The 25,720-nt window shown below is 72.7% G+C and carries 24 protein-coding genes and 1 pseudogene; 4 read left to right on the plus strand and 21 right to left on the minus strand.

The window, feature by feature from the left end:
- Positions 1-160: 160 nt before the first annotated feature.
- Both ACH4PY_RS14070 and ACH4PY_RS14075 read left to right on the plus strand, forming a co-directional pair.
- Positions 161-1,792 (plus strand): allophanate hydrolase, encoded by a 1,632-nt coding sequence (locus ACH4PY_RS14070; RefSeq protein WP_398180649.1) that lies wholly within the window; start codon positions 161-163, stop codon positions 1,790-1,792.
- A gap of 122 nt (positions 1,793-1,914) precedes the next feature.
- Complete coding sequence (locus ACH4PY_RS14075; protein ID WP_398180652.1) at positions 1,915-2,490, plus strand: hypothetical protein; 576 nt, start codon at positions 1,915-1,917, stop codon at positions 2,488-2,490.
- Between the two features lie 61 nt (positions 2,491-2,551).
- Here ACH4PY_RS14075 and ACH4PY_RS14080 read toward each other — a convergent pair whose 3' ends face one another.
- The 12 genes from ACH4PY_RS14080 to ACH4PY_RS14135 all read right to left on the minus strand — a co-directional run bounded on the left by ACH4PY_RS14080 (position 2,552) and on the right by ACH4PY_RS14135 (position 14,917).
- Positions 2,552-5,416 (minus strand): DEAD/DEAH box helicase, encoded by a 2,865-nt coding sequence (locus ACH4PY_RS14080; protein WP_398180656.1) that lies wholly within the window; start codon positions 5,414-5,416, stop codon positions 2,552-2,554.
- Positions 5,417-5,521: 105 nt separating this feature from the next.
- A complete protein-coding gene (locus ACH4PY_RS14085) occupies positions 5,522-6,409 on the minus strand; it encodes a diacylglycerol kinase (protein WP_398180659.1) in 888 nt (295 codons plus the stop codon).
- A 63-nt stretch (positions 6,410-6,472) separates the two neighbouring features.
- Positions 6,473-7,411, minus strand: coding sequence for a twin-arginine translocase subunit TatC (gene tatC / locus ACH4PY_RS14090; protein ID WP_398180662.1), 939 nt, complete (start codon positions 7,409-7,411; stop codon positions 6,473-6,475).
- Between the two features lie 106 nt (positions 7,412-7,517).
- On the minus strand, positions 7,518-7,796 hold the full coding sequence (tatA, locus tag ACH4PY_RS14095; protein WP_398180665.1) for a Sec-independent protein translocase subunit TatA: 279 nt from the start codon (positions 7,794-7,796) through the stop codon (positions 7,518-7,520).
- A gap of 257 nt (positions 7,797-8,053) precedes the next feature.
- Complete coding sequence (locus ACH4PY_RS14100) at positions 8,054-8,257, minus strand: hypothetical protein (RefSeq protein WP_398180668.1); 204 nt, start codon at positions 8,255-8,257, stop codon at positions 8,054-8,056.
- An 11-nt stretch (positions 8,258-8,268) separates the two neighbouring features.
- On the minus strand, positions 8,269-8,520 hold the full coding sequence (locus tag ACH4PY_RS14105; protein WP_398180671.1) for a hypothetical protein: 252 nt from the start codon (positions 8,518-8,520) through the stop codon (positions 8,269-8,271).
- A 9-nt stretch (positions 8,521-8,529) separates the two neighbouring features.
- Positions 8,530-9,486: a helix-turn-helix transcriptional regulator gene (locus tag ACH4PY_RS14110; protein ID WP_398180674.1), complete on the minus strand. Its 957-nt coding sequence runs from the start codon at positions 9,484-9,486 to the stop codon at positions 8,530-8,532.
- A gap of 25 nt (positions 9,487-9,511) precedes the next feature.
- Positions 9,512-10,450 carry a helix-turn-helix transcriptional regulator gene (locus ACH4PY_RS14115; protein ID WP_398180677.1) on the minus strand — a complete coding sequence of 313 codons (939 nt, stop codon included), beginning with the start codon at positions 10,448-10,450 and terminating at the stop codon, positions 9,512-9,514.
- A 161-nt stretch (positions 10,451-10,611) separates the two neighbouring features.
- Positions 10,612-10,983 (minus strand): FKBP-type peptidyl-prolyl cis-trans isomerase, encoded by a 372-nt coding sequence (locus ACH4PY_RS14120; RefSeq protein ID WP_398180680.1) that lies wholly within the window; start codon positions 10,981-10,983, stop codon positions 10,612-10,614.
- Between the two features lie 149 nt (positions 10,984-11,132).
- Positions 11,133-12,131 (minus strand): FKBP-type peptidyl-prolyl cis-trans isomerase, encoded by a 999-nt coding sequence (locus tag ACH4PY_RS14125; RefSeq protein ID WP_398180683.1) that lies wholly within the window; start codon positions 12,129-12,131, stop codon positions 11,133-11,135.
- Between the two features lie 161 nt (positions 12,132-12,292).
- Entirely contained in the window at positions 12,293-13,654 is a 1,362-nt protein-coding gene (gene pafA, locus ACH4PY_RS14130; protein WP_398180686.1) for a Pup--protein ligase, read from the minus strand.
- 9 nt (positions 13,655-13,663) lie between these two features.
- Positions 13,664-14,917, minus strand: coding sequence for an MFS transporter (locus ACH4PY_RS14135; RefSeq protein WP_398180689.1), 1,254 nt, complete (start codon positions 14,915-14,917; stop codon positions 13,664-13,666).
- Between the two features lie 178 nt (positions 14,918-15,095).
- Here ACH4PY_RS14135 and ACH4PY_RS14140 point away from each other — a divergent pair, with 178 nt between their 5' ends.
- Positions 15,096-16,118 carry a LacI family DNA-binding transcriptional regulator gene (locus ACH4PY_RS14140; protein WP_398180890.1) on the plus strand — a complete coding sequence of 341 codons (1,023 nt, stop codon included), beginning with the start codon at positions 15,096-15,098 and terminating at the stop codon, positions 16,116-16,118.
- 17 nt (positions 16,119-16,135) lie between these two features.
- Here the strand turns inward: ACH4PY_RS14140 and prcA are convergent, their stop codons facing one another.
- The 6 genes and pseudogenes from prcA to arc form a co-directional block, all read right to left on the minus strand.
- A complete protein-coding gene (gene prcA / locus ACH4PY_RS14145; protein ID WP_398180692.1) occupies positions 16,136-16,897 on the minus strand; it encodes a proteasome subunit alpha in 762 nt (253 codons plus the stop codon).
- A 65-nt stretch (positions 16,898-16,962) separates the two neighbouring features.
- Positions 16,963-17,808 carry a proteasome subunit beta gene (gene prcB / locus ACH4PY_RS14150; RefSeq protein WP_398180695.1) on the minus strand — a complete coding sequence of 282 codons (846 nt, stop codon included), beginning with the start codon at positions 17,806-17,808 and terminating at the stop codon, positions 16,963-16,965.
- Positions 17,760-17,975 (minus strand): annotated as a pseudogene (locus ACH4PY_RS14155) (endonuclease VII domain-containing protein); the annotation flags it as partial. The pseudogene ACH4PY_RS14155 and the gene prcB, both read right to left, overlap by 49 nt.
- A 103-nt stretch (positions 17,976-18,078) precedes the next feature.
- The gene (locus ACH4PY_RS14160) at positions 18,079-18,297 is read right to left on the minus strand and encodes a ubiquitin-like protein Pup (RefSeq protein WP_398180698.1); all 219 of its coding nucleotides are present in this window, start codon (positions 18,295-18,297) and stop codon (positions 18,079-18,081) included.
- Between the two features lie 184 nt (positions 18,298-18,481).
- Positions 18,482-19,993 (minus strand): depupylase/deamidase Dop, encoded by a 1,512-nt coding sequence (gene dop, locus ACH4PY_RS14165; RefSeq protein WP_398180701.1) that lies wholly within the window; start codon positions 19,991-19,993, stop codon positions 18,482-18,484.
- Between the two features lie 95 nt (positions 19,994-20,088).
- Positions 20,089-21,855, minus strand: coding sequence for a proteasome ATPase (gene arc, locus ACH4PY_RS14170; RefSeq protein WP_398180705.1), 1,767 nt, complete (start codon positions 21,853-21,855; stop codon positions 20,089-20,091).
- A 241-nt stretch (positions 21,856-22,096) separates the two neighbouring features.
- Here arc and ACH4PY_RS14175 point away from each other — a divergent pair, with 241 nt between their 5' ends.
- Positions 22,097-22,396, plus strand: coding sequence for a ferredoxin (locus ACH4PY_RS14175; protein WP_398180708.1), 300 nt, complete (start codon positions 22,097-22,099; stop codon positions 22,394-22,396).
- Between the two features lie 40 nt (positions 22,397-22,436).
- Here ACH4PY_RS14175 and ACH4PY_RS14180 read toward each other — a convergent pair whose 3' ends face one another.
- The 3 genes from ACH4PY_RS14180 to ACH4PY_RS14190 form a co-directional block, all read right to left on the minus strand.
- Entirely contained in the window at positions 22,437-23,036 is a 600-nt protein-coding gene (locus tag ACH4PY_RS14180) for a hypothetical protein (RefSeq protein ID WP_398180711.1), read from the minus strand.
- Positions 23,037-23,310: 274 nt separating this feature from the next.
- Positions 23,311-24,213, minus strand: a complete 903-nt coding sequence (locus ACH4PY_RS14185) for a tRNA (adenine-N1)-methyltransferase (protein ID WP_398180714.1) — start codon at positions 24,211-24,213, stop codon at positions 23,311-23,313.
- 195 nt (positions 24,214-24,408) lie between these two features.
- A complete protein-coding gene (locus tag ACH4PY_RS14190; protein ID WP_398180717.1) occupies positions 24,409-25,614 on the minus strand; it encodes a site-2 protease family protein in 1,206 nt (401 codons plus the stop codon).
- Between the last annotated feature and the right edge of the window lie 106 nt (positions 25,615-25,720).

Here is a 25,720-nt window from a genome sequence, read left to right on the forward strand (position 1 = left end):
GTGCGGTAGTCCCGGGACCATCCCCCGGTGGACGGTTGCGGCACCCGCCGCAAGCGGCACCCCGGGGCGCAAAGAGCGCGGCGAACCGCGCGCAACGCACCACCCACAGACAGCCGCGGCGAGAGCCGCGCGAGGCACGCTCGGAGCGAAAGGCCCACCGATGAGCAGAGCGCAGGCGCGCGTCACCGCGGCGTACCGGCGGATGGAGCAGGCCCGCAGGGCGGACGTGTGGATCGCGTTGCGGCCGGAGGCGGAGGCCGCCGCGGACGCGCGGGAGGTGGACGCCAAGGTCGCGGCGGGGGCCGCGCTGCCGCTCGCCGGGACGGTGCTCGCCGTCAAGGGCAACATCGACGTCGCCGGGCTGCCGACCACCGCGGGCTGCCCCTCCTACGCGTATGTGCCGGAGTGCGACGCGCCCGCGGTGGCGGCGTTGCGCGCGGCCGGCGCGGTGGTGCTGGGCTCCACGAACATGGACCAGTTCGCGACCGGCCTGGTCGGCACCCGCAGCCCCTACGGGCCCGTACCCAGCGTGCTCGCGCCGGAGCGGATCGGCGGCGGGTCGAGTTCGGGCTCGGCCGCGGCGGTCGCGCTCGGCTTCGCGGACATCGCGCTGGGCACCGACACCGCGGGCTCGGGCCGTGTCCCGGCGGCCTTCCAGGGCATCGTGGGCCTCAAGCCGACGCCGGGCCTGGTGCCGACGCGGGGCGTGGTCCCGGCGTGCGCGAGCCTCGACTGCGTGAGCGTCTTCGCCCGTACGCTGCCGGAGGCCCGCCGCGCCCTGGCGCTGCTCGCGAGCCCGGTGCCGCCGCCGCGCCGCCCGGGCCCGTGGCGGGTCGCGGTCCCGCGCCCCGGGCAGCTCGGCGAGCTGGACGACGGCTGGGCGGCTGCGTACGACGCGGCAGCCGCGCGGCTCACCGCGGCCGGCGCCGAGCTGCGGACGATCGACCTGGCGCCCTTCAGCGAGACGGCCGAGCTGCTGTACGGCGGCGCGTTCGTCGCGGAGCGCTACGCGGCGGTGGGCGCGTTCGTGGAGCGGGTCGGCGCGGACCTGGACCCGACGGTGGCCGGCATCATCCGTGCGGCGCGCGACATCCCGGCGCACCGTCTCGTCGCGGACCGGGAGCGGCTCGCGGACCTGCGGGCCCGCGCGGCCGCCGAGCTGGACGGCTGCGACGCGCTGCTGCTCCCGACCACGCCGGGCCACCCGACGCTCGCGGAGGTCGCCGCCGACCCGGTGGGCACCAACACCCGGCTCGGCCGCTTCACCAACTCGGCGAACCTGCTGGGCCTGTGCGCGGCCGCGGTGCCGGGCGGCACGGTGCGGGGGCGGCCCTTCGGGGTGACGCTGCTCGGCCCGGCGGGCGCGGACGACCGGGTCGCGGAGATCGCCGCGCTGCTGGAGCCGCCGGTGCGGCTCGCGGTGGTGGGCGCGCATCTGTCCGGTCAGCCGCTCAACCCGCAGTTGCTCGCGCTGGGCGCCCGGCTGGCGGAGACGACCGCGACGGCGCCCGTCTACCGGCTGTACGCGCTGGACACCGTGCCGGCCAAGCCGGGTCTGGCACGGGTGGCGGAGGGCGGCGCGCCCGTCGAGGCCGAGGTGTGGGAGCTGTCCCCGGCGGCGCTGGGCGCCCTGGCCGCGGCCCTTCCCCGTCCGATGGCCCTGGGCCGGGTGATTTTGCGCGACGGCACCGAGGCGACCGGTTTCCTCTGCGAGCCCGCCGCCCTGGCCGCCGCCCCGGACATCACCGGGTACGGCGGCTGGCGCGCGTACCTCTCCCGTACCCGGGGCTGAGCCCGCGGCCGCGCGGCCCCGGCCGGGGGGCGGTGTCCGCGGGCGACCTGCACCGCCGGGTTCGTCCCGCGTATCCGTACACTGGCGCGACCACAGGCCTCCGGGAGAGGAACATCCGCCTCATGCGTCACCGCACCGCTCTCACCGCTGTCGCGCTCGGCGCGGCGCTCGCCGTCACCGCGCTCAGCGGGTGTTCGTCGGACTCGTCCGGCAAGAAGTCCGACGATGCGAAGGCCACCGCGTCCGGCACCGCCGCCGCGTCCGGCGGGAGCGGTACGCCCTCCGCGAGCGCCTCCGAGAGCAGCAGCCCGCCCGCGAAGCCCGCGCGGACGGTGTCGGGGCACCTGGACTTCACCGGGGCCGCCTCCGGCGGGGCGGACTTCTCCGGTGGGGTGGTGTGCGAGGTCAAGGGCGGCAAGCTCATCGGTGTGACGACGCCGGACGTGCTGGCGAAGAAGCAGATCTTCCCGTCCTTCATCGCCACCACGGCCGACAGCCCCACCCAGGTGGCCCTCTTCAACACCCCGGACGGCACGTCGTACTCGGGCCGGGTGCCGCACTCGCAGGGCGTGACGGCGAAGAAGACGGGCGGCACCTGGACGGTGACGGTCGACGGCCTGCAGATCGCCAAGGACTACAGCGGCTCGGGCGCGGTGGTGACCCTCAAGGGCTCCCTGACCTGCACCCGGGTGAGCTGACGACCGGCGGACCCGGCCCGCCTCACCCGGGTGGGCTGACCCGGCGGACCCGGCCCGCCGGTCAGCCCACCGAGGAGTACGCGACGACCCCCCGCAGCAGGCCGTCCACGGCCTTGCGGGCGGTGCGCCGGACGGGGCTGCCCTGCGGGGCGGCCTCGCTGATCTGGCCCAGGACGTCGATGAGCTGCTTGCACCAGCGCACGAAGTCACCGGCGGGCATGTCGGCGTCGCCGAGGACGGCGTCCAGGCCGTGGCCGGAGGCCCAGCGGTAGGCGGGCCACGCGAAGCCGAGGTCGGGCTCGCGCTGGCCGACGCCCTCGGTCTGGTTGATCCGGTGGTCCTCCTCCAGCGCGTCGAGCCGGCCCCAGATGCGGACCATCTCGCCGAGTGCGGCCCGTGCGCCGCCGCTGGGCAGCTTGGGCGTCACCGCGTCGTCGGCCTGCCGGGACTCGTAGACGAGGGCGGAGGCGCACGCGGCCAGTTCCGCCGGATCCAGCGCGTCCCACACTCCGTCCCGCAGGCACTCGCTGGCCAGCAGGTCCAGTTCGCCGTAGAGGCGGGCCAGCCGGCGCCCCTCGGGGGTCACCTGGTCCCCCTCCAGATAGCCCAGCTCGGCGAGCACCGCGCACACCCGGTCGAAGGTGCGGGCGATGGTGTTGGTACGGCCCTCGATACGGCGTTCCAGCTGCTGGGTGTCGCGGCGCAGCCGGTGGTAGCGCTCGGCCCAGCGGGCGTGGTCCTCGCGCTCGTCGCAGCCGTGGCAGGGGTGCGCGCGGATCTCGGCGCGCAGCCGCAGGATCTCGCTGTCGTCCGCGGCGGCCGACCGCTCCTTGCGGCGGTGGTGCGCGGGGGCGGCCCAGCCCGCCGTCCCGGCCTTGCTGCGCATCGCCGAGGCGAGGTCGCGGCGGGACTGCGGGCTGCGCGGGTTGAAGGACTTGGGGATGCGCATCCGGTCCAGCGCCTCGACGGGCACCGGGAAGTCCAGTTGCGCGAGCCGCTTGACCTGCCGTTCGGCGGTGAGCACGAGCGGGCGCGGCCCGTCGTGGTAGACGCCGTCGCGCGGGATGTGCCCGGCGGCCCGGCCGCCGGGGACGCCCGGCTCCAGCACCAGCGCGAGCCCGGCGTACTTGCCCGCGGGGACGTGGATGATGTCGCCGGGCTTGAGCTTCTCCAGCGCCTCCGCCGCGGCGGCGCGGCGCAGCGAGGCACCCTGCCGTGACAGGTGCGCCTCGCGCTCCTTGAGGTCGCGGCGCAGCGCCATGTACTCGTCGAAGTCGCCGAGGTGGCAGGTCATCGACTCCTTGTAGCCGTCGAGGCCTTCCTCGTTGCGCTGCACCTGCCGGGAGATGCCGACGACGGACCGGTCGGCCTGGAACTGTGCGAAGGACGTCTCCAGCAGCTCGCGCGAGCGGTGCCGCCCGAACTGCCCGACGAGGTTGACGGCCATGTTGTAGGACGGCTTGAACGACGAGCGCAGCGGGTACGTCCGCGTCCCGGCCAGGCCCGCGACGGCGCCGGGGTCGAAGCCGCGCTGCCACAGCACCACGGCGTGGCCCTCGACGTCGATGCCGCGCCGCCCGGCGCGGCCGGTGAGCTGGGTGTACTCACCGGGGGTGATGTCGGCGTGCGTCTCGCCGTTCCACTTCACGAGCTTTTCCAGCACCACCGAGCGGGCCGGCATGTTGATGCCCAGCGCGAGCGTCTCGGTGGCGAAGACCGCCTTGACCAGCCCGGCCGTGAACAGCTCCTCGACGACCTCCTTGAAGGCCGGCAGCATGCCCGCGTGGTGGGCGGCGATACCGCGCTCCAGGCCCTCCAGCCACTCGAAGTAGCCGAGGACGTGCAGATCCTCGTCGGGGATGGCGCGGGTGCGCTCCTCGACGATCGCCCGGACCCGGGCGCGGGCCTCGTCGTTGTTGAGCCGCAGCCCGGCGTACAGGCACTGCTGGACGGCGGCCTCGCAGCCGGCCCGGCTGAAGATGAAGGTGATGGCGGGCAGCAGGCCCTCGGCGTCGAGCCGGTCGATGACCTCGGCACGGCTGGGCGTCCAGACCCGGCTGCGGGCGCGCCGCTCGCGCTCGCGGTCGGCCTCCCGGCCGCGCTTGGCGCGCGGGTGGTACGTGCGCTGGTTCTCCATCCGGGCGAGGCGTTCGAGGTCGGCGTTGACCTCGCGGCGCCCGCGGGTGCCCGTGCCGTCGGCCTTCTCCTCGAAGAGGTCGTACATCCGGCGGCCGGCCAGCACGTGCTGCCACAGCGGGACGGGGCGGTGCTCGGAGACGATGACCTGGGTGTCGCCGCGTACGGTGTCGAGCCAGTCGCCGAACTCCTCGGCGTTGGAGACGGTCGCGGACAGCGACACCAGCGTCACGGACTGCGGGAGGTGGATGATCACTTCTTCCCACACCGCGCCGCGGAAGCGGTCGGAGAGGTAGTGCACCTCGTCCATGACCACGTAGCCGAGGCCGTCGAGGGCCGCGGAGCCCGCGTACAGCATGTTGCGCAGCACCTCGGTGGTCATGACGATCACCGGCGCGTCGCCGTTGACGCTGTTGTCGCCGGTGAGCAGGCCCACCTTGTCCGTGCCGTAGCGCTTGGCGAGGTCGTTGTACTTCTGGTTGGACAGCGCCTTGATCGGGGTGGTGTAGAAGCACTTGCGGCCCTCGCGGAGGGCGAGGTGGACGGCGAACTCGCCGACGATGGTCTTGCCGGAGCCGGTGGGGGCGGCGACCAGGACGCCGCTGCCCGCCTCCAGCGCCTCGCAGGCCTCCGTCTGGAACGGGTCGAGGCCGAATTCGTACAGCTCGCGGAACTGCGCGAGCGCGGTGGCGTTCTCCGCGGCACGGCGGCGGCTCGCGGCGTAGCGCTCGGCGGGCGACATCTCGTCGTGGAGATCGCCGGACATCTCGTCGGACTTCTCGTCTGTCATCTCGCTCCTGAGCCTACCCAACGGGACCGACACACCGCGTGATCTTTATCTCCCGCGGAGCACGGTTGCCGGCTCGCGGGGCAGGTGGGGCGTACGGGACGCGGCTCAGACCAGCAGCCGCAGGGCGCCCGGCACCGTCTCGGCGGCCAGCGGCAGCGGGCCCACCCGCTCGCCGTCGGCGTAGGCGGTGACGTCGGCGGCGGCGAGCCGTACCCGGGCGGCGCGGTGCACGGTGACGACCGGGTGCCGCGGGTGCCTGCCGCTGTAGACGAGCGGGAAGACGCGCAGCAGGGTGCGGCGGGTGCAGGGGCCGACGACACATATGTCGAAGAGCCCGTCGTCCATCTCCGCGTCCGCGCACATGCGCATGCCGCCGCCGTAGGAGGAACCGTTGCCGACCGCGATGAGGGTGGCGTCCAACTCGCGCTCGGGGGCGTCGTCGAACTGCACCCGGTAGCGGATGGGACGCAGCGCCGCCAGTTCGGCGAGCATCGCCACGTCGTAGCGGAAGCGGCCGCGGGGCCAGCTCATCCGATTGCCGCGGTCGTTGACGCGCGAGTCGAAGCCGGTGGCCATGACGGTGCAGAACCAGCGGTCGCCGGTCCGGCCCAGGTCGAGCGGGCGGCTGCGGCCCTCGGTCAGCGCCGCGGCGATGACGGCGCCGGCGGCGGCCGGGTCGCGCACGGGCAGGCCGCAGACCCGGGCGAAGTCGTTGCCGGTGCCCGCGGCGACGACGCCCAGCGGGGTCCCGGTGCCGGCGACGGCCTGCACCGCGAGCGAGACCATGCCGTCGCCGCCGACCGCGACCAGCGCGGCCGTACCGCCGTCGACGGCCTTGCGGGCCTGGTCGAGGGCGTCGGCGGCGTCGGAGCCGACGACGGTGCGGACGGCCAGGCCCGCCGAGCGCAGCGCCTCGGCGGCGGGCGCGGCGGCCCTGGCACCTCGGCCGCGGCCGGAGGTCGGGTTGACGAGAAGGGTGATGTCGCCGGTCACGGGCGGACCCTATCCCGTGTCACCGCTCCGGCGGTACGGGCCGGGTCCGCCGAAGGGCGCCGGTCAGGTGGCGTCGTCGTAGCCGTTGCCGCGCCGGTCGTCGTCGTCCTCGTCGTCGAGCGGCTCGACGGAGCCGACCTGCTCGGGGACGTGGTCCAGGCTGGAGGCCTCGTCCGGGTCCAGCGCGAAGTCGGGGTCGGCGGCGCGGCGGCGGGCCCGGCGCGAGTCGTTGAAGAAGCACACGCCGATCGCGAGGAAGTACAGCAGCACGATGGGCGCGGCCAGCAGGCACATGGTGAGCGGGTCGCCGGTGGGCGTGGCGACCGCGGCGAAGACGGTGATGCCGATGACCATGCCGCGCCACCAGCCGAGCATCCGCTTGCCGGTGACCATGCCGGTGAAGTTCAGCGCGACGAGCGCGAGCGGCAGCTCGAAGGCGAGGCCGAAGACGATGACCAGCCGGACGACGAGGTCGAGGAAGTCGTCCAGCGGCAGCAGGTTGGTGGTGTCGTCCGGCACGAAGCCGATCATGATCCGCGCGGTCTGCGGCAGGATCTCGTACGCCAGCACCGCGCCGCCGAGGAAGAGCGGCACACCCGCGCCGACGAAGCCCAGCGTGTAGCGCTTCTCGTTCTTGTGCAGGCCGGGGGCGAGGAAGCCCCACAGCTGGTAGAGCCAGACCGGGGACGCTCCGACCACACCGGCCATCAGCGAGACCTTCAGGGCGATGGAGAAGCCGCCCATCAGACCGCTGACGGTCATCGTGGCGCAGGCGTCGCTGCCCTTGTGGCCCGCCGAGCTGCCGTCGAGGCAGCGGACGTTGTCCGGGATGCGCTGCTGCAGCAGGTGGATGATGTCCTTGTAGAAGAACGCGGCCACGACGGTGACGGCGATGACCGCGAGCACGGACTTGAACAGCCGGTTGCGCAGCTCTCGCAGGTGGTCCGCGAGCGGCATCCGCCCCTCGGGGTCCTTCTGCTGCTTGCGGGCAGTCTTGAGCACCCACGTCCTCGTCTCGTGCGGCAGCCGTCGGCGGTGCTTCTCGGCTTGGTCGTTCGGCTTGGTCGTTCGCTGTCCGGCCCGGCGGCCGGAACCGCCGGGCGGGCGGTCAGCCGGTGGTCGTCGTACGGTCCTCGACCGGGCGGGCGCTGGCGGTGTCGCCGGGCGCGGACTGGATGGTCCTCGGCGCCGCCTGCTCCTGGGCCGCGGTGCCGGGCTGGGCGGCGGGGGTCGGGTCGTCGTTCTTCATGGCCTTGGCCTCGCTCTTGAGGATGCGGGCCGACTTGCCGAGCGACCTGGCCATGTCGGGCAGCTTCTTGGCGCCGAAGAGCAGGACGACGACGAGAAGGATCAGGAGGAGCTCAAGGGGCTTGAGGTTGCCGAGCATGATTCGTCTACCTTCTCACCGGGGGCGGCGGGTCCGTGCGGTACGTCGTTGCGGGGGCCGGTGGCCGTCGGCACACCCCGGTCTCCCGGTCCGCCGGTCATCACCCACGCAAGGATCGTAGCGTGCGGTGGTGAACGCCGGAATGTGTGCCGGAGTCCACCAGGTTGCGACCGCACCGGAACAGCCCCTGATCAGCGGGCCCGAGCCGGGTCCGGTCGCCGGGTCAGCGTACCTTCACGCGGGCCGCCGCGGCAGGCTCAGCGGCGGGTGATCTCGCCCGCGGTCCTGGCCAGCGGGGCGGCGGCGCGCTGCAGCCGGTCGCCCGCGGTGCCCAGCGCCTCGCTGCTGGCGGCCACCTGCGCGGCCAGTTCGCCCACCGCGCGGAAGACCCGGGCGGCGAACACCGCGAGCACCAGCAGGCCCGCGGCCGCCAGGCCGACACTCAGAAAGATCCACCACATGGCCCGGCAGCCTACCGCTGGAGCCGCATGGTCCGGACCCCGCCGACGGTCAGCAGCTCCACGATCCGCTCCCCGGCCGGCTTGCGCACGGCCTCCCCGCACTCGGGGCAGGTGAACGAGTAGAAGGTGGTGCGGGCGCTGGCGCCGATGGCCAGCCGCAGGGCGTCGGCGGGGATCTCGAAGCTGGTCCGGCAGTGCGGGCAGCCGGCCCGGAAGACCGCGGGGCCGGCCCCGGCCTCCGGCGGCGGGCAGCTCACCGTCATGGGCGGCCTCTACTCCCCGTACCCGGCGAGGGCGCGCACGGCCGCGTCGCGCGCGTCGGCGGCGAGCGCCGCGGGCGCGACGATCCGCCCGTCGCGGCCCAGCCGCAGCGCGAGCCGGCGCAGCGAGCCGGGGTCGGGGGTGCGCAGGGTGATGCGCAGCCCGCCGTCGGGCAGTTCCTCCGCGCTGTCGTGCGGGTAGTACTCGGCGACCCAGCGCCCGCCCGGTCCGACCTCGACGACGACCTCGGGGTCGTCGCCCGCGGGCTGCACGAGCCCCTGTGACAGGTCGCGCGGCTCCAGCCGGGGTGGGTCGGACGGCTCGTCCAGCAGCCGGATCTCGGCGACCCGGTCCAGCCGGAAGGTCCGCCGGTCCTCGGAGAGCCGGCACCAGCCCTCGACGTAGGTGTGGCCCACCGCGAACAGCCGGATCGGGTCGACCTCGCGTTCGGTCAGCGCGTCGCGTCCCGGGGAGTAGTAGCGCATCCACAGCCGGCGCCGCTCGGTCAGCGCGCGGTCCACGGTGGCGAAGACGCTGCCCTCGGACTCGAAGGTCACCGACAGCCGGGCGCTGCCGCCGGCCGCCTCGCCCGCGGCCGCCTCCAGCTTGGCGCCGGCCCGCAGCAGGGCCTGCCGGTCGCTGTCGCGCAGGCCCGGCAGGTTGGCCACCGCGCGCGCGGCGACCAGCAGCGCCGTCGCCTCGTCGGCGGCCAGCCGCAGCGGCTGGGCCACGTCGTCGGCGGTGCCGGGGTTGTGCCACCAGATCTGCTCGCCGTCGGTGTCGATGTCGAGCAGGTCGCCGCCACGGAAGCTGGTGCCGCACAGCGGCAGCACGTTCAGGTCGCCGATCAGCTCGGCCTCGGTCACGCCGAAGGCGCGCGCCACCTCGTCCACCCGGGCGCCGGGCCGCTCGCGCAGGTATGTCACCAGGGACAGCATCCTGCGGGTCTGGTCGATCGCGTTGCTCATGCCGCCCTCTCCCGTTCAGCCCTCGTCAGCCCTTGGCCACCGCGCGCAGCCGGTCCAGCACCTCGGAGCGCAGCTCCTCGGGTGCCAGCACGACCACGTCGGGCCCGAATTCGGCGAGCCACGCGTCCAGCCCGTGGCCGTAGGGGACCTCCAGCTCGTCCCACTCGGCGTCGACCGGGGTCAGGACCACCGCGCGGGCCCGCAGCGGATAGCCGCTGTCGCGGCGCAGCCGGATGGTGGCGGTGGCCGTCGCGCCCTCGCCCGCCCAGCGCTCGACGGCCGCGCGGACGTCCACGTGCGCGGGCACCTCGGCGGTGAAGCGGCCGCGGGACTTGACCCGGCCGCTGATCCGGGACAGCCGGAAGACCCGCACCGCGCCGCGGTCACGGTCGTGGCCCGCCATGTACCAGTGGCCGCGCCAGCACTCCAGCGCCCACGGCTCGACCAGCCGCGGCTCGGGGCGCACCGCGTTGGCCTTGCGGTAGTCGAAGGCGACCGCGCGGCGCTCGCGGGTGGCCAGCATGAGCGCCTCGAACGCCGGTTCCGGGGTGGGGATGCGCGGCTCCAGCGCGCTGTGCGCGTCCTCGTACGGCACCCCGGCCGCGCGCAGCTTCTGCAGCGCGCCGCTGGCGGCCTCGGCGAGCCGGGCCTGCTGCCAGACCTTCGCGGCGAGCGCGAGGGCGGCGGCCTCCTCCGGGTCGAGGGCGATGTCGGGCAGCCGGTTGCGGTCGCTGCGGGCGAGGTAGCCGAACTCGCCTTCCAGGTTCTCGACGGTGTCGATGAGCAGACCCAGCTCGCGCAGGTCGTCCTTGTCCCGCTCGAACATCCGGTTGAAGGCGTCGTCCGAGGCCACCTCGTGGTAGGCCTCGATGGAGGCACGCAGCTCGCGCTTGCTGACCGGACGGCGGGTGTTCATCAGGCACAGGGCCAGGTTCATCAGCCGCTCGGCTTTGGCGATCGCCACCGCCACCCCCTTCTGTCTCTTCCGCGTCTTCCGGGGTCCGCTGCCGCCCGGATGTCCTCCCGCACCGTACCGCGCGCGGACGGCGCGCAGATCCGGGCCCGTCCCCCGTGCCTACGCAGGGGGGACGGCGCCCGTGTCCGCGGGACGCTTCCGGATCCGGCTCAGACCGAGACGAGGTCGCAGACGAAGATCAGCGTCTCGCCCGGCTTGATCGCGGCGCCGGCGCCCCGGTCGCCGTACGCCAGGTGCGCGGGGATGGTCAGCTGGCGGCGGCCGCCGACCTTCATGCCCTGCACGCCGCGGTCCCAGCCGGGGATGACCTGGCCGACGCCCAGCTGGAACTTCAGCGGCGCGCCGCGGTTCCAGCTCGCGTCGAACTCCTCGCCGGTGGAGAAGGCGACGCCGACGTAGTGGACCGCGACCGTGGCACCGGCCTCGGCGACCGGTCCGTCGCCCTCCCAGATGTCCTTGATCTCCAGGTCGGCCGGCGGCTCGCCGCCCGGGAAGTCGATCTCGGGCTTCTCGATGTTCACAGTCCGTGCTCCTTGTACGGTTGCGGGCAACCTGCACAGTCTTGCAGAGTCCGGGAGACGGCGTCCGGAAGGGCTGTGGACAACGGCGGCGGCGCGGCGGCGCGCCTGCGGGAGAGCGGGACCGGTCGGAGCACCACTCAGAGCACCGCTCAGAGCACCGCGATGATGTCGACGGTGAAGACCAGCGTGGAGTTCGCCGGGATCGAGCTCTGGGCCTGGTCGCCGTAGGCCTGGTCCGGCGGGGTCACCAGCACGACACGGCTGCCGACCTTCTTGCCCGTCAGGCCCTTCGTCCAGCCCGGGATGACACCGGTGAGCGGGAAGTCGGTGAGCTGCTTGCGGGAGTAGCTGGAGTCGAACTCCTTGGCGCCGTCCCACAGCACGCCCTTGTACTGCACCAGCAGCGTGTCGCTGCCCTTGACGGCGGCGCCGTCGCCCTCGATGACGTAGTTGGACACCAGCTTGGTCGGCGCCTTCACCTTGGGCACGGTGACCGACGGGGCCAGGCCGTCGACGTTGGTGCCGACCTTCGGGAGGTTGGCGTCGTTCTGCGGGACGAGCTTGCCCTTGGCCGACGAGCGGCCGTTCCACACGTCGAGGACGTCCACGACGAAGACCAGCGTGTCGGTGCCGGCGATGCCCGCCTGCGCGTTGCCGGAGGTGCCGTAGCCGAGGGCCGGCGGGATGCTCAGCATGACCCGGCTGTTCGCCTTGGCGCCGATCAGCCCCTGGTCCCAGCCGGGGATGACCTTCTGCGCGCCGATCTGGGTGGCGTACGGCTGCTTGCCGAAGGAGGTGTCGAAGACCTTGGCGGACTTCCAGATCTGGCCGAGGTAGTTCACCCGGATGTAGTCACCCGCGGCGACCGCCGGACCGCTGCCCTGGATCACCGTCTTGACGGCCAGGTCCTTCGACGGCGTCTCGGTGCCCTTGGCCACGGTCGGCTTCTTGTTGAACGCCGTGCCCGCGGTGATGGCCGGCAGCGGGCCGGAGGCGATCTTCGGGGTGGAGCTGGCCGTCGCGCTCGGGGTGTCCGAGGCCGAGGGCGACGTGGAGGCCCCGGAGCCGCTCTTACCGGAGTCTTTACCGCAGCCGGCGGCGGTGAGCATGAGCGCGGGGACGGCGAGCAGGACGGAGCGTCGGCGCACGGGGATCCTCGTTCGGGTCGGGGGCGGGGCTTTCGGTCGTGGATTGCCGCCCCACACCCTACGGTGTGCCGCAGGCCCCGTACGACGTCCGTACGGGGCCTGTGGGCTTGCTGTGCAGGGATTTCGGCCGAGTGCGGCCCGGCGCGCCGGGCCGCCCGGTCCTACATTCCGGCGATCAGCTTCTCCACCCGGTCGTCGACCGACCGGAAGGGGTCCTTGCACAGCACGGTGCGCTGCGCCTGGTCGTTGAGCTTCAGATGCACCCAGTCGACGGTGAAGTCGCGGCGCTGCTCCTGGGCGCGACGGATGAAGTCACCGCGCAGCCGGGCCCTGGTGGTCTGCGGCGGCACGGACTTCGCCTCGAAGATCCGCAGGTCGTTGCAGACACGCGCGGCCTGGCCCTTGCGCTCCAGCAGGTAGTACAGGCCCCGGCGGCGGTGGATGTCGTGGTAGGCGAGGTCTATCTGCGCGACCCGCGGATGCGACATGGAGATGTTGTCGCGGGTCCGGTAGCGCTCGATCAGCTGGTACTTCATGACCCAGTCGATCTCGGTGCCGATCCGGCCCAGGTCACCGCTGCCGATCGACTCCAGCGCCCGGCCCCACAGCTCCAGCACCTGCTCGATGACACCGCTGCGGATGCCGCGGCGCTCGCAGAACTCCACGGCCTTGGAGTAGTACTCCTCCTGGATCTCCAGCGCCGACGCCTCCCGCCCGGAGGCGAGACGGACCTTGCGGCGTCCCGTTATGTCGTGGCTGACCTCGCGGATGGCCCGGATCGGGTTCTCCAGCGTCAGGTCGCGCATCACCGTCCCGGCCTCGATCATCCGCAGCACCAGGTCGGTCGCGCCGACCTTGAGCAGCATCGTGGTCTCGGACATGTTGGAGTCGCCGACGATGACGTGCAGCCTGCGGTAGCGCTCGGCGTCGGCGTGCGGCTCGTCGCGGGTGTTGATGATCGGCCGGGAGCGGGTGGTGGCCGAGCTGACCCCCTCCCAGATGTGCTCGGCGCGCTGGCTCACACAGAAGACGGCGCCGCGCGGGGTCTGGAGCACCTTGCCCGCGCCGCACAGCAGCTGCCGCGTCACGAGGAAGGGAATCAGGATGTCGGCCAGCCGGGAGAATTCTCCGTGCCTGGCCACCAGGTAATTCTCGTGGCATCCGTAGGAGTTGCCGGCCGAGTCGGTGTTGTTCTTGAAGAGGTAGACATCCCCGGCGATGCCCTCTTCGTGCAGCCGGCGTTCGGCGTCGACGAGAAGGCCTTCCAGGATCCGTTCACCGGCCTTGTCGTGCGTGACGAGTTCGGTGACGTTGTCGCACTCGGGAGTGGCGTACTCCGGGTGCGAGCCGACGTCGAGGTAGAGGCGGGCGCCGTTGCGGAGGAAAACATTGCTGCTCCGGCCCCATGACACGACACGGCGGAAGAGGTACCGCGCCACCTCGTCAGGGGACAGGCGCCGCTGTCCCCTGAACGTGCACGTGACGCCGTACTCGTTCTCCAGCCCGAAAATGCGGCGGTCCATGTCTGAACATTACGCCTGATGCGTGGAGCTGAAACGGGGTTCGACGGCACGATTTGGATCTTTTTCCGGCCGGGTTTCGAGGTTTGCCGCCGTCAGGAATCCGCCGGTCGCCAGCAGTACCGCCGTCGCGACGGCGCAGCCCGCCGCCGTCACGGCGAATCCGGCCGCCGCGCCGCCGCGCTGGGCGGCGGCGCCCGCGGCCGCCGTCCCCAGCGCGCCGCCGACACCGACGGCCGTGACCACCCAGGAGAACGCCTCCGTCACCGTCCCCGCCGGCGCGTGCCGGTCGACCACCACGAAGCCGCAGGCCAGCGCCGGGGCGAGGAAGAAGCCGGACAGCGCGGCCAGCGGCAGCATCCCGGGCAGGCCCGGGGCGAGCAGCAGCGGCACGTAGCAGCACGCGAGGGCGACCGCGAGCACCCGCAGCCGCAGCTCCGGGGTGCCCGGCCAGTTCCGCGACCCGTACGTGACGCCGCCGGCCAGCGCGCCCAGCCCGTTGACGGCCAGCACGTACGAGGCTGTGGCGCCGCCGCCGTGCGCGTCGCCGTACGCCACCGCGGCCGGGGCGAGGGCGCCGAGCGCGATGCCCAGGAAGAAGAAGGCGCCCAGCAGCACCGCGAGCCGCGGTGAGCGCAGCGCGCCGAGCCAGTGCGCCTCGCGCCCGGCGGCCCGCCAGCGGCGCGACGGCGGGGACGTGACGACCACCAGGGTGCCCGCCACGCCCAGCAACCCCGTCGCCACCAGCGCGGCGGCCTGCGAGGCGGCCGCCACCAGCAGCGTCACCAGCAGCGGCCCGACGACGAACATGACCTCCTGGGCGGCCGCGTCCAGCGCGTACGCCTGCTGCACCCGCTCCGGGCTGTCGCCCAGCACACCGGGCCACAGCGCCCGCAGCCCGCCCTCCAGCGGCGGCGTGGCCACCCCCGCGAGCACCACGGCGGCCACCGCGAGCGGCAGCGGGTCGGGGCCCGTCGCCGCGAGCAGCGCGAACCCGGCGGCCGACAGCAGCGCCGCCCCGGCCATCACCCGCGGCTGCCCCCGCTTGTCCACCGCCCGCCCCAGCAGCGGCTGCCCCACGGCCACCGCGCAGCCGTACACCGCCGACAGGCCGCCCGCCAGCCCGTAGCCCGCGCCCTCGTCCCGCAGGAAGAGCAGCACCGCCAGCGCGGCCATGGCGTTCGGCAGCCGTCCCAGCAGCGTCCCGCCGAGCAGCCGCGCCGCGTGCGGTGTCCGCAGCAGCTCCCCGTACCCGGCGCCGCCCATGCCCGCCCCTCTCTGGTGTTACGTATAACGTCGGCCCTCATACGTACCATGGCGCCAGCCGCCGGTCCATCCGCCCGACCCGACCACGGAGTCCGCAGTGCACGATCCCGCCACCCCGCCGCCCCCCGCCCCGGGCAGCGCGGACGGGCCCGCCGCCGCGCACCGCCCGTCCGGGACCCTGCGCGGCGCGGCGGCCCGGGACGCACGGGTCACCTCACGGGACGTGGCACGCGCCGCCGGGGTGTCCCAGGCGACCGTCTCCCTCGTCCTCGGCGGAAAATGGCGCGGCCGGGTCTCCGAACCCACCGCGCAGGCGGTACGCGAGACCGCCGCCCGGCTCGGCTACCGGCCCAACCTCGCCGCACGCAGCCTGCGGCTCGGCGCGACCAGGACGGCCATGCTCGTCGTCCCCGCCCTCACCCACGAGTACTTCGCCCGGGTCTACGCCGGATCCGCCCGGGTCGCCGCCGAACACGGCTTCGGCGTCGTGCTCTACCCCTCCCCCGCCGGCACCGGCCCGGCCCGCGACCCCTTCGGCTCCGCGCGCACCGCCATCGACGGGGTCATCGCCTCGTCCATGGCAGCCGACGCGCTCACCGGCATCGGCGACGGCGGACTGCCGCTCGTCATGCTCGACAGCGACCCCGACGTGCCCGGCGGACCGCCCACCGTCAACCTCGCCGTCACCGACGGCATCCGCCAGGTCGTCCGGCACCTGCTCGCCCTCGGCCACCGGCGCATCGCCCACATCGCCGCGGACGTCGACACCTGGACCTTCCGCGCCCGCGCGCAGGCCGTCACCGCGGAACTCGCCGCCGCCGGCGCGCCCGCGGCCGTGACCCACCACTCCGCGCTGGGCGTCGACGCGGCCCTCGGCGCCGCAGTACGCGCCCTCACCGCGCCGGGACCGCGGCCCACCGCGCTGCTGTGCGACGACGACATCCTCGCCGCCGGGGCGTGCAAGGGCGCCCGCGCGCTGGGGCTGTCCGTACCCGCCGACGTCTCCGTGACCGGCTTCGACGACCTGTCCCTCGCGCGGGCGCTGGACCCCGAGCTGACCACCGTACGGCTGCCCGCCGAGGCGATCGGCGAGCACGGCATGCGCGCGCTGCTCGCCGTCCTCGCGGGCCGCCCCGCCCCCGCGGTGGAACTGCCCCTCACCCTCGTCCCGCGCGGTTCCACGGCCCCGCCGCCCGCATAGGGCGGCGGGCCCGTGCCCTACGCGGTGGGCGGCGGCTCCTCCTCGTCCGCTGCGGCCTCCGGCTCGGCCCCGGGCGCGGCGGCCTCGTCGAGCAGCCGGGCCACCTGGGTGCCGAGAACGCGCTTGAACTTCCGCTGCTGCGGGCGCGTACGGTCCAGGACCGCGACCTCCAGCTGCTCGGCGGTGATCTGCCGGTCGCTGCCGTTGGTGTCGCGCTTGAGCGAGTCGACCGCCAGCGCCAGCGCCTCCGCGAGACTCATGCCGTCGCGGTGCCGCTGGTCGAGGTAGCTGCCGATCTGGTCGGAATTCCCGCCGACCGCGACGGCCCCGTGCTCGTCGACGATGGAGCCGTCGTGCGGCAGCCGGTAGATCTGGTCGTCCTCGGGCGCAGCCCCGACCTCCGCGACGATCAGCTCCACCTCGTAGGGCTTCTCGCCCACGCTGGAGAAGATCGTGCCGAGCGTCTGCGCGTAGACGTTGGCCAGGCCCCGGGCCGTCACATCGGCCCGGTCGTAGGTGTATCCGCGCAGGTCGGCGTAACGGACACCACCGAGCCGCAGATTCTCGAACTCGTTGTACTTGCCGACCGCCGCGAAGGCCATCCGGTCGTAGATCTCACTGACCTTGTGCAGCGCGCGGGACGGATTCTCCGCGACGAAGACGATGCCGTCGGTGTACTGGAGCACCACCACACTGCGGCCGCGCGCGATGCCCTTGCGGGCGTATTCGGCGCGGTCCGCCATGGCCTGCTGGGGTGAGACGTAAAAGGGCGTGGACACCGGCTAACCGTGCCTTTCTGCGATCGGCGCTGGGAGCGCGCGGAGGGACGTCGGCTGACCCGCGGTCACAGCACCGGGGCCTGGGGGCCGTCGGGGCGGCCCTGGCGCGCCTCGACCACCTCGCGGGCGATCGGGCCGACCTCGGAGTCGGGCAGCAGGCGGAAGCCCTCGTCCGTCATCACGGTGATGGTCGGGAAGATGCGCCGGGTCAGGTCGGGACCGCCGGTCGCCGAGTCCTCGTCCGCCGCGTCGTAGATCGCCTGGACGACGGCGGTGGTCATCTCGCGTTCCGTCAGGTCGCTCCGGTAGAGCTTCTTGAGGGTGCCCCGGGCGTACACCGAACCGGAGCCGGTGGCCGCGAAGCCCAGCTCCTCGCTGCGGCCGCCCGTGACGTCGTAGGAGAAGATCCGGCCCTTGCCGCGGTCCGGGTCGTAACCGGCGAAGATCGGGACGACCGCGAGGCCCTGCAGCGCCATGCTCAGGTTGCCCCGGATCATCGTGGACAGCCGGTTGGCCTTGCCCTCCAGGGAGAGCGTCGCGCCCTCGATCTTCTCGTAGTGCTCCAGCTCCAGCTGGAAGAGCTTGACCATCTCCACCGCGAGCCCCGCGGTACCCGCGATGCCCACCGCCGAGTACTCGTCGGCCGGGAAGACCTTCTCCATGTCGCGCTGCGCGATCACATTGCCCATCGTCGCCCGCCGGTCACCCGCAAGGATGACCCCGCGGTCGAAGACCGCGGACACGATCGTCGTCCCGTGCGGCAGCTCGACCGCCCCCTTGAGCGGCGGCAGCGCCCGGTTCCCCGGCAGCAGCCCGGGGGCATGGTCCCCCAGGAAGTCCAGGAAGGACGACGAGCCGGGCGTCAGGAAGGCAGCTGGTAGACGCCCGGTGCTACGAGAGTTGGCTTCCACGCGTTTCCCTCCAAGTAAGCGATAGCCCGCCGCAATGTGCCGGGATCGTCACCCAACTTGCCGATGGCGGAATTGCAGTTGAAGCACGGTACGCCCCGGACCCTACCCGTTTCGTGGCAGTGATCCACATGGATCGGGGGCGCGGCGGGACAGATCACGCAGAGCCCCGTTGGAAGCCGTCGCGTGTACTTCTGTTCCGCGCGAGGGCGGTGGAAGGCAGCTCTTCTCGGCAGCGAGGGCACCACCGGGAGCCCTCGTTCACATCCGCGATTACTGTCCACCCTTCTGAACGAAGCTTCGCACGAAGTCCTCGGCGTTCTCCTCGAGTACGTCGTCGATCTCGTCGAGGACGGAGTCGACGTCGCTGGAGAGCTTCTCCTGGCGCTCCTTGAGGTCATCGGCGGCCTTGGTGTCCTCCTGGACCTCCTCGACCTCGTCCGTGGAACGCGTTGCCTTCTGCTGCCCGCCGTCGGTGTCCTTGGTTGCCATGTCCCTCACCCCGCTCGGTTGCGTGCCCTGCAAGATCGACCCTACAAGGCGGCCCTGATCTTGGCTCTCGATTAGTCAACGTCCGAGTGCTACCCCGTTGATTCCCGGTTCTGACCCGTTTCAGCCGTGCTTCGGCCGCCGGAGATCGGTTGCCGGGGCCCGGCCGCCGGAGACCGTTGCGGGATCAGCCGCCGGACAGGATGCGCACCAGTTCCTCGGCGCTGCGGCAGCGGTCCAGGAGTTCCTTGACGTGCTTGCGGGTGCCGCGCAGGGGCTCCAGGGTGGGGACGCGTTGCAGGGAGTCACGGCCGGGGAGGTCGAAGATGACCGAGTCCCAGGACGCGGCGGCCACGTCGTCGGCGTACTGTTCGAGGCAGCGGCCGCGGAAGTACGCCCGGGTGTCCTCCGGCGGCTTGGTGACGGCGCGGGCGGTCTCCGGCTCGTCCAGCAGGCGCTGGATGCGCCCGCGGGCGACCAGGCGGTTGTAGAGGCCCTTGTCGGGGCGTACGTCGGCGTACTGGAGGTCGACGAGCTGGAGCCGGGCGGCGTCCCAGCCGAGGCCGTCACGGCGCCGGTAGCCCTCCAGGACCTCCAGCTTCGCGACCCAGTCCAGCTCCCGCGCCAGGCTCATCGGGTCGCTCTCCAGCCGGTTGAGCACGTCCTCCCAGCGGGCCAGCACGTCCTTGGTCTGCGGGTCGGCGTCGGTGCCGTAGCGCTCCTCGGTGTACTTGCGGGCGAGCTCGTAGTACTCCATCTGGAGCTGTACGGCGGTGAGTGTCCGGCCGTTGCGCAGTGTGACGAGCTGGCGCAGCCCGGGGTCGTGGGAGACCTCGTGCAGGGTGCGGACGGGCTGGTCGACGGCGAGGTCGACCTTGATGAAGCCGTCCTCGATCATCGACAGCACCAGGGCGGTGGTGCCGAGCTTGAGGTAGGTGGAGATCTCGGAGAGGTTCGCGTCGCCGATGATCACATGGAGCCGGCGGTATTTCTCGGCGTCGGAGTGCGGTTCGTCGCGGGTGTTGATGATGGGCCGTTTGAGGGTCGTCTCCAGGCCCACCTCGACCTCGAAGTAGTCCGCGCGCTGGCTGAGCTGGAAGCCGTGGCCCTGACCGTCCTGGCCGATGCCGACGCGGCCGGCGCCGGTGACGACCTGGCGGGAGACGAAGAAGGGCGTGAGGTGCCGGACGATGTCCGAGAACGGCGTCTCGCGCCGCATGAGGTAGTTCTCGTGGGTGCCGTAGGAGGCGCCCTTGTTGTCGGTGTTGTTCTTGTAGAGGTGGATCGGCTGGGCGCCGGGCAGCTGGGCGGCGCGCTGCGCGGCCTCGGCCATGATGCGCTCGCCGGCCTTGTCCCACAGCACCGCGTCGCGCGGGTTGGTGATCTCGGGGGACGAGTACTCGGGGTGCGCGTGGTCGACGTAGAGCCGGGCGCCGTTGGTCAGGATGACGTTGGCCAGGCCGATGTCCTCGTCGGTCAGCTGACTGGTGTCGGCGGCGTCCCGGGCGAGGTCGAAGCCGCGGGCGTCCCGCAGCGGGTTCTCCTCCTCGAAGTCCCAGCGGGCGCGGCGCGCCCGGTGCATCGCCGCCGCGTACGCGTTGACGATCTGGGACGAGGTGAGCATGGCATTGGCATTGGGGTGGCCGGGGACGGAGATCCCGTACTCCGTCTCGATGCCCATTACTCGCCGTACGGTCATGCGGCCCTCCTTGCCCGGCCCCGGCCCGTGCGGGGCGGGAAACACACACCGGCTGCGGGTGCCCGCTGTGGGGACCCGCAGCCGGAGGGTAGTGCCTACAGATACTGTCCGGTATTCGCCACGGTGTCGATGGATCGTCCGGTGTCCGCGCCCTGCTTTCCGGTCACCAGGGTGCGGATGAACACGATCCGCTCGCCCTTCTTTCCGGAGATGCGGGCCCAGTCGTCGGGGTTGGTGGTGTTGGGCAGGTCCTCGTTCTCCTTGAACTCGTCCACGCAGGCGGCGAGCAGGTGGGAGACCCGCATTCCGCGCTGTTCGTGGTCGAGGAAGGCCTTGATCGCCATCTTCTTGGCCCGGTCCACGATGTTCTGGATCATGGCGCCGGAGTTGAAGTCCTTGAAGAACAGGACTTCCTTGTCACCGTTGGCGTAGGTGACCTCCAGGAAGCGGTTCTCCTCGGTCTCGGAGTACATCCGCTCGACGACCGACTGGATCATCGCGTCGACGGTTGCCGCGGGCGACCCGCCGTGCTCGGCGAGGTCGTCGCCGTGCAGCGGGAGGGTGTCCAGGAGGTACTTCGAGAAGATGTCCTTGGCCGCCTCGGCGTCCGGACGCTCGATCTTGATCTTCACGTCCAGCCGGCCGGGGCGCAGGATGGCCGGGTCGATCATGTCCTCGCGGTTGGAGGCGCCGATCACGATGACGTTCTCCAGGCCCTCGACGCCGTCGATCTCGGCGAGCAGCTGGGGGACGATGGTGTTCTCCACGTCGGAGCTGACGCCGCTGCCGCGGGTGCGGAAGAGCGACTCCATCTCGTCGAAGAAGACGATGACGGGGGTGCCCTCGCTGGCCTTCTCGCGGGCCCGCTGGAAGACCAGGCGGATCTGCCGCTCGGTCTCGCCGACGTACTTGTTCAGCAGCTCGGGGCCCTTGATGTTCAGGAAGTAGCTCTTGCCCTGCGGCTGGCCGGTGACCTCGGCGACCTTCTTGGCCAGCGAGTTGGCCACGGCCTTGGCGATGAGCGTCTTGCCGCAGCCGGGCGGGCCGTAGAGGAGTACGCCCTTGGGCGGGCGCAGTTCGTATTCCTTGAACAGGTCGGCGTGCAGGTAGGGCAGCTCCACCGCGTCGCGGATCTGCTCGATCTGGTTGCCGAGGCCGCCGATCTGGCGGTAATCGATGTCGGGGACCTCTTCGAGCACCAGCTCCTCGACCTCGCTCTTGGGCACGCGCTCGTACACGTAGCCGGAGCGGGGTTCGAGCAGCAGGGCGTCGCCGGTGCGCAGGGTGCCGTCGAGCAGCGGTTCGGCGAGCCGGACCACGCGCTCCTCGTCGGTGTGGCCGATGACCAGGGCCCGCTCGCCGTCCTCCAGGATCTCCTTGAGGGTGACGATGTCGCCGATGCGCTCGAACTCCATGGCCTCGACCACGTTGAGCGCCTCGTTGAGCAGCAGTTCCTGGCCGCGCCGGAGCTCGTCGAGGTCGACGGACGGGCTGACGTTCACCCGGAGCTTGCGCCCGCCGGTGAAGATGTCCGCCGTGCCGTCGTCGTTGGCCTGCAGGAAGACGCCGAAGCCGGCCGGCGGCTGCGCGAGCCGGTCGACCTCCTCCTTGAGGGCCACGATCTGGTCGCGGGCCTCGCGGAGGGTGCCCGCCAGCCGTTCGTTCTGCGCGGACACGCCGGACAGATTGGTCTGCAGCTCGACGATCCGCTCCTCGAGAATCCTCGTGTGCCGCGGAGAGTCGGCGAGCTTGCGTCGCAGGACGGCGATCTCCTGCTCAAGAAAGGCGACCTGGCTCATGGGTTCTTCCGAACCCCGAGCGGGTCGGCCGCCACGGTTGATGTCGTCGTCGTGGGCCGCCACGGTCCTCACCTCCTCCAAGGGGAGCTGGACGTTTCCAGACCCTACCTGGGCTGGTGGGGGTTGAAACCCCTAGATCACAAAGACGATCGCGGTGTGTCCGATCTTCACCCTTGCGCACGTCCCTCCGCCACTGAGATACCCACCGAGCGCGCCCGGAAAGCAGCCGGTTGTATCGTCGATTCGGTCAACAGCCGGATGGGCCGGTTGCTTCCTGAACGACCAACGGCAGGGATGAGTTTCCGTGAGCAACGAGACGGCTGAGGCGGCTGAGGCGCTCGAGGTCTGGATCGACCAGGATCTGTGCACCGGCGACGGGATCTGTGTGCAGTACGCGCCGGACGTGTTCGAGCTGGACATCGACGGTCTGGCCTACGTGAAGGACGCGGACGACGAGCTGGTCCAGACGCCCGGGGCCACCGTACCCGTCCCGCTGCCCCTGCTGCGGGACGTGGTGGACTCCGCCAAGGAGTGTCCCGGCGACTGCATCCATGTGCGCCGGGTGGCCGACCGCGTCGAGGTGTACGGGCCCGACGCCGAGTAGCCGCTCGGCGCGGCCCCGGGCCGGGGCCGCGCGGGCTGCCTCAGACGGTGTTCGGGGCGGGGCCGGGCAGCGCGACGTAGCGGTCGCCGCGCCATTCCCACGTGTAGGTGCGGCTCATGTCGGGGCAGCACTGCGGGACGCTGTCGGAGGAGAAGCCCAGCACGGTGGCCTTGACGGTGCCGTCCTCCAGCCGGAAGTCCCGGATCTGCCGGTTGTCCTGCGGCTTGACCAGGGTGACGGCGATCCGCGGCGGGCCGCCGGGCTTGGCGGGGAGGCTGAGCACGTAGACGCCGCTGGGCGGAGTGCCGGTGTCGGAGTGGCAGCGCACGACGACGGCGGTCTCGGGCCGCCCGTCGCCGTCGAGGTCGCCGGAGACCTGGCTGACGACGTCGGGCGAGGTGCCCGGGGCGCAGGTCAGCGGGTAGGTGGCGGCATGCGGGTCGGGCGGGGCGACGGGGGCCGCGGGCCCCTCGGGGCCGGCGGGCGCGGCCGCGGTGTGGGTGCGCGGCGAGGCGTCGGCGGGCTGGATGGCGGCTATCGCGGCCACCACGGCGCCGACCGCGGCGGCGGTGGTGATCCAGTGGACGCTCCGGGCGCGGGTGTGCGGGAGGTCCACGTCCTGACCTGCGGAGGGCTGCACTCGCCTGTCTCCCGGGGTCGCTCGGCGGGGGTTGCGGGCATCGTGCCACACGTCACACCGGGCGGGAACGGCGGGGGCGGGTGTGCCCCGCGGGACGGGGTGCGGGGGCTGCCGGATGGCTCCGGGAAACGGGCCGCCGGCTTGTGCGGAACGGACAAACCGGCGGCGTCGTACCGAAGTTGGCCGAAATTCGGCGTACCCCCAGGGGCATGACCCCGCGGCCGGGCCCTGGCCGCCGGGCGCCCCGGCTTCCGTGCGCCCCGGCGGCCGGGCCCTAGCTGTCGGCGCCCGAGCCGCTGCCGGGACCGGTGTAGTCCTCGCCGTAGGCGCCCTTGGCGGGGCGGCGGCGGCGCAGCGGCGGCTCGACGCCGTCCGCGAGGCGGCGGGCGGTGAGCAGGAAGCCGGTGTGGCCGATCATCCGGTGGTCGGGGCGGACGGCGAGGCCCTCGACGTGCCAGGTGCGCACCATGGTCTCCCAGGCGGCGGGCTCGTTGAAGCTGCCGTGCTCGCGGATCGACTCGACGGTGCGGGCGAGCTGCGTGGTGGTGGCCACGTAGGCGCACAGGATGCCGCCGGGCACCAGGGCCTTGGAGACGGCCTCCAGGCACTCCCAGGGGGCGAGCATGTCCAGGATGACGCGGTCGACCTCGGTGTCGGACAGGTTGTCCTGGAGGTCGCCGACGGTGAGCTGCCAGGCCGGGTGCGGGCCGCCGAAGTAGCGCTCGACGTTCTGGGAGGCGATCTCGGCGAAGTCCGCGCGGCGCTCGTAGCTGTGCAGCATGCCGTGGTCGCCGATGGCGCGCAGCAGGAAGGTGCTGAGCGATCCCGATCCGACACCGGCCTCGACGACGCGGGCGCCGGCGAAGATGTCGGCCATGGCCAGGATCTGCCCCGCGTCCTTGGGGTAGACCACGGCGGCGCCGCGGGGCATGGACAGGACGTAGTCGGGGAGGAGCGGGCGCAGCGCGAGATACGCGACGTTTCCCGTGGTACGCACCACGCTGCCCTCGGGGGCACCGATCAGCTCGTCGTGCGGGAAGGCGCCCTTGTGGGTGTGGAACTGCTTCCCGGCTTCGAGCGTGAAGGTGTAGTGGCGTCCCTTGGGGTCGGTGAGCTGGACCTGGTCCCCGACTCTGAAGGGCCCGCGACGGCGGGCGGCACCGGTCGGTTCGGACATGGGGATCACCTTATCGGGCTTTTCCCCCGCTCCCGACCGTCCCGGACGCAGCTCCCGGCCGCACCGGACGCAGCTCCCGGCCGTCCCGCGCACGCCTCCGGCCGTACCGGGCGCCCTCCCCGGCCGTACCGGGCCTGCTCCGGCCGCCCCGGAGCGTCCCCGGCGGTGTCGGCCCGTCCACCCCTGGCGGGGGCGCTACGGGCGGGACATGGCCGCGATGAAGGCCTTCTCGACGTCCGAGGTGGACAGCACGCCGTAGATCTCCCCGGTGGGCTCGACGACCAGGTACTCCGTGGAGGGGGTGGCGCGCAGCCGGTCGAGCAGGTCCTCGCCGGCCAGTTCGGCGGACACCCGCATGCCCGGGGTGAGGTCCTGGGCGAGGCCGCCGACGGCGATCCAGGGGCGGCGGTGCTCGGGGGTGGTGACGATCGCGGACTCGCGCACCAGGGCGGTCGGGTCGCCGTGGCCGTCGACGACGACGAGCGCGCGGGCGCCGGCGTCGTTGGCGCGGCGCAGCGCCTCGGACAGCGGGGTGTCGGAGGCGACCGGGACGGCCCGCCGGGTGAGGGTGCGGGCGCGCAGCGCGGGCAGCCGCTCGCGCAGCCGGGCCATGCGCAGGCTGTTGCCGGCTCCGGTCCAGATGATGGCGGCGAGGATCGCCGCGAGCAGGGCGTCGGTGAGCGAGTCGACGCCGCTGCCGCCGGCGTCGCGCCCGTAGGAGAGCATCGGCAGCCCGACGAGGACGGCGAGCGCGAGGGCCCGGCCGACCCAGGCGGCGGCGACGGTGCCGGTCATGGCGCGGCCGCTGATCTTCCAGACGACGGCGCGCAGCATCCGGCCGCCGTCGAGCGGCAGTCCGGGCAGGAAGTTGAAGATCGCCACGATGAGGTTGCTGATCATCAGTCCGGCGAGCAGCACGCCGGGGACCGTGCCGGACTCCACCAGCTGCATGCCGCCGAAGAAGACGCCCGCGAGCACCAGCGACAGCAGCGGTCCGACGAAGGCGAGGACGAATTCTCGGCCGGGGGTGTCGGACTCCTTCTCGATCTCCGAGATGCCGCCGAAGAACTGCAGCTGGATCCGCCGCACGGGGAGCTTGAAGCGCAGCGCGGCCACGGTGTGGGCCAGCTCGTGGACGAGCACCGAACCGTAGAAGGCGACGGCGAAGAACAACGAGACCAGGTAGCGCGCCCGGCCCAGTTCGGGCAGCACGGTGTCCAGCTGGTCGCCGAAGACCCAGGTGATCAGGGCGGCGATGAGGAACCAGCTGGGCGCCACGTAGATGGGGACGCCGAAGAAGCGGCCCATCAGGAGCCCTCCGCCGGGGCCGCGCGCGGCCGTGGCGGGGTCGCCCCCAGGGGCGTCGTTCTTGCCGGACGGCGGCCCACCGCTCTCGCTCACTGCTTCCCCTCGCTCGGCTGGAAGATCCCGGTCCCGCCCCGTCCCGACCGGTGCGATCAGTACCGATCATGCGTGACCGAGGCCTCGGCAGCCATGCTATTGCTCC

The organism is Streptomyces sp. NPDC021224 (assembly GCF_044332905.1).
Classification (GTDB): Bacteria; Actinomycetota; Actinomycetes; order Streptomycetales; family Streptomycetaceae; genus Actinacidiphila.

Coding starts and splice junctions, on each gene's coding strand:
- ACH4PY_RS14070 (WP_398180649.1), top strand. CDS start 161: ATGAGCAGAGCGCAGGCGCGCGTCACCGCGGCGTACCGGCGGATGGAG.
- ACH4PY_RS14075 (WP_398180652.1), top strand. CDS start 1,915: ATGCGTCACCGCACCGCTCTCACCGCTGTCGCGCTCGGCGCGGCGCTC.
- ACH4PY_RS14080 (WP_398180656.1), bottom strand. CDS start 5,416: ATGACAGACGAGAAGTCCGACGAGATGTCCGGCGATCTCCACGACGAG.
- ACH4PY_RS14100 (WP_398180668.1), bottom strand. CDS start 8,257: ATGTGGTGGATCTTTCTGAGTGTCGGCCTGGCGGCCGCGGGCCTGCTG.
- ACH4PY_RS14105 (WP_398180671.1), bottom strand. CDS start 8,520: ATGACGGTGAGCTGCCCGCCGCCGGAGGCCGGGGCCGGCCCCGCGGTC.
- ACH4PY_RS14185 (WP_398180714.1), bottom strand. CDS start 24,213: ATGTCCGAACCGACCGGTGCCGCCCGCCGTCGCGGGCCCTTCAGAGTC.
- tatA (WP_398180665.1), bottom strand. CDS start 7,796: ATGCTCGGCAACCTCAAGCCCCTTGAGCTCCTCCTGATCCTTCTCGTC.
- ACH4PY_RS14110 (WP_398180674.1), bottom strand. CDS start 9,486: ATGAGCAACGCGATCGACCAGACCCGCAGGATGCTGTCCCTGGTGACA.
- ACH4PY_RS14160 (WP_398180698.1), bottom strand. CDS start 18,297: ATGGCAACCAAGGACACCGACGGCGGGCAGCAGAAGGCAACGCGTTCC.
- pafA (WP_398180686.1), bottom strand. CDS start 13,654: ATGGACCGCCGCATTTTCGGGCTGGAGAACGAGTACGGCGTCACGTGC.
- dop (WP_398180701.1), bottom strand. CDS start 19,993: ATGACCGTACGGCGAGTAATGGGCATCGAGACGGAGTACGGGATCTCC.
- ACH4PY_RS14135 (WP_398180689.1), bottom strand. CDS start 14,917: ATGGGCGGCGCCGGGTACGGGGAGCTGCTGCGGACACCGCACGCGGCG.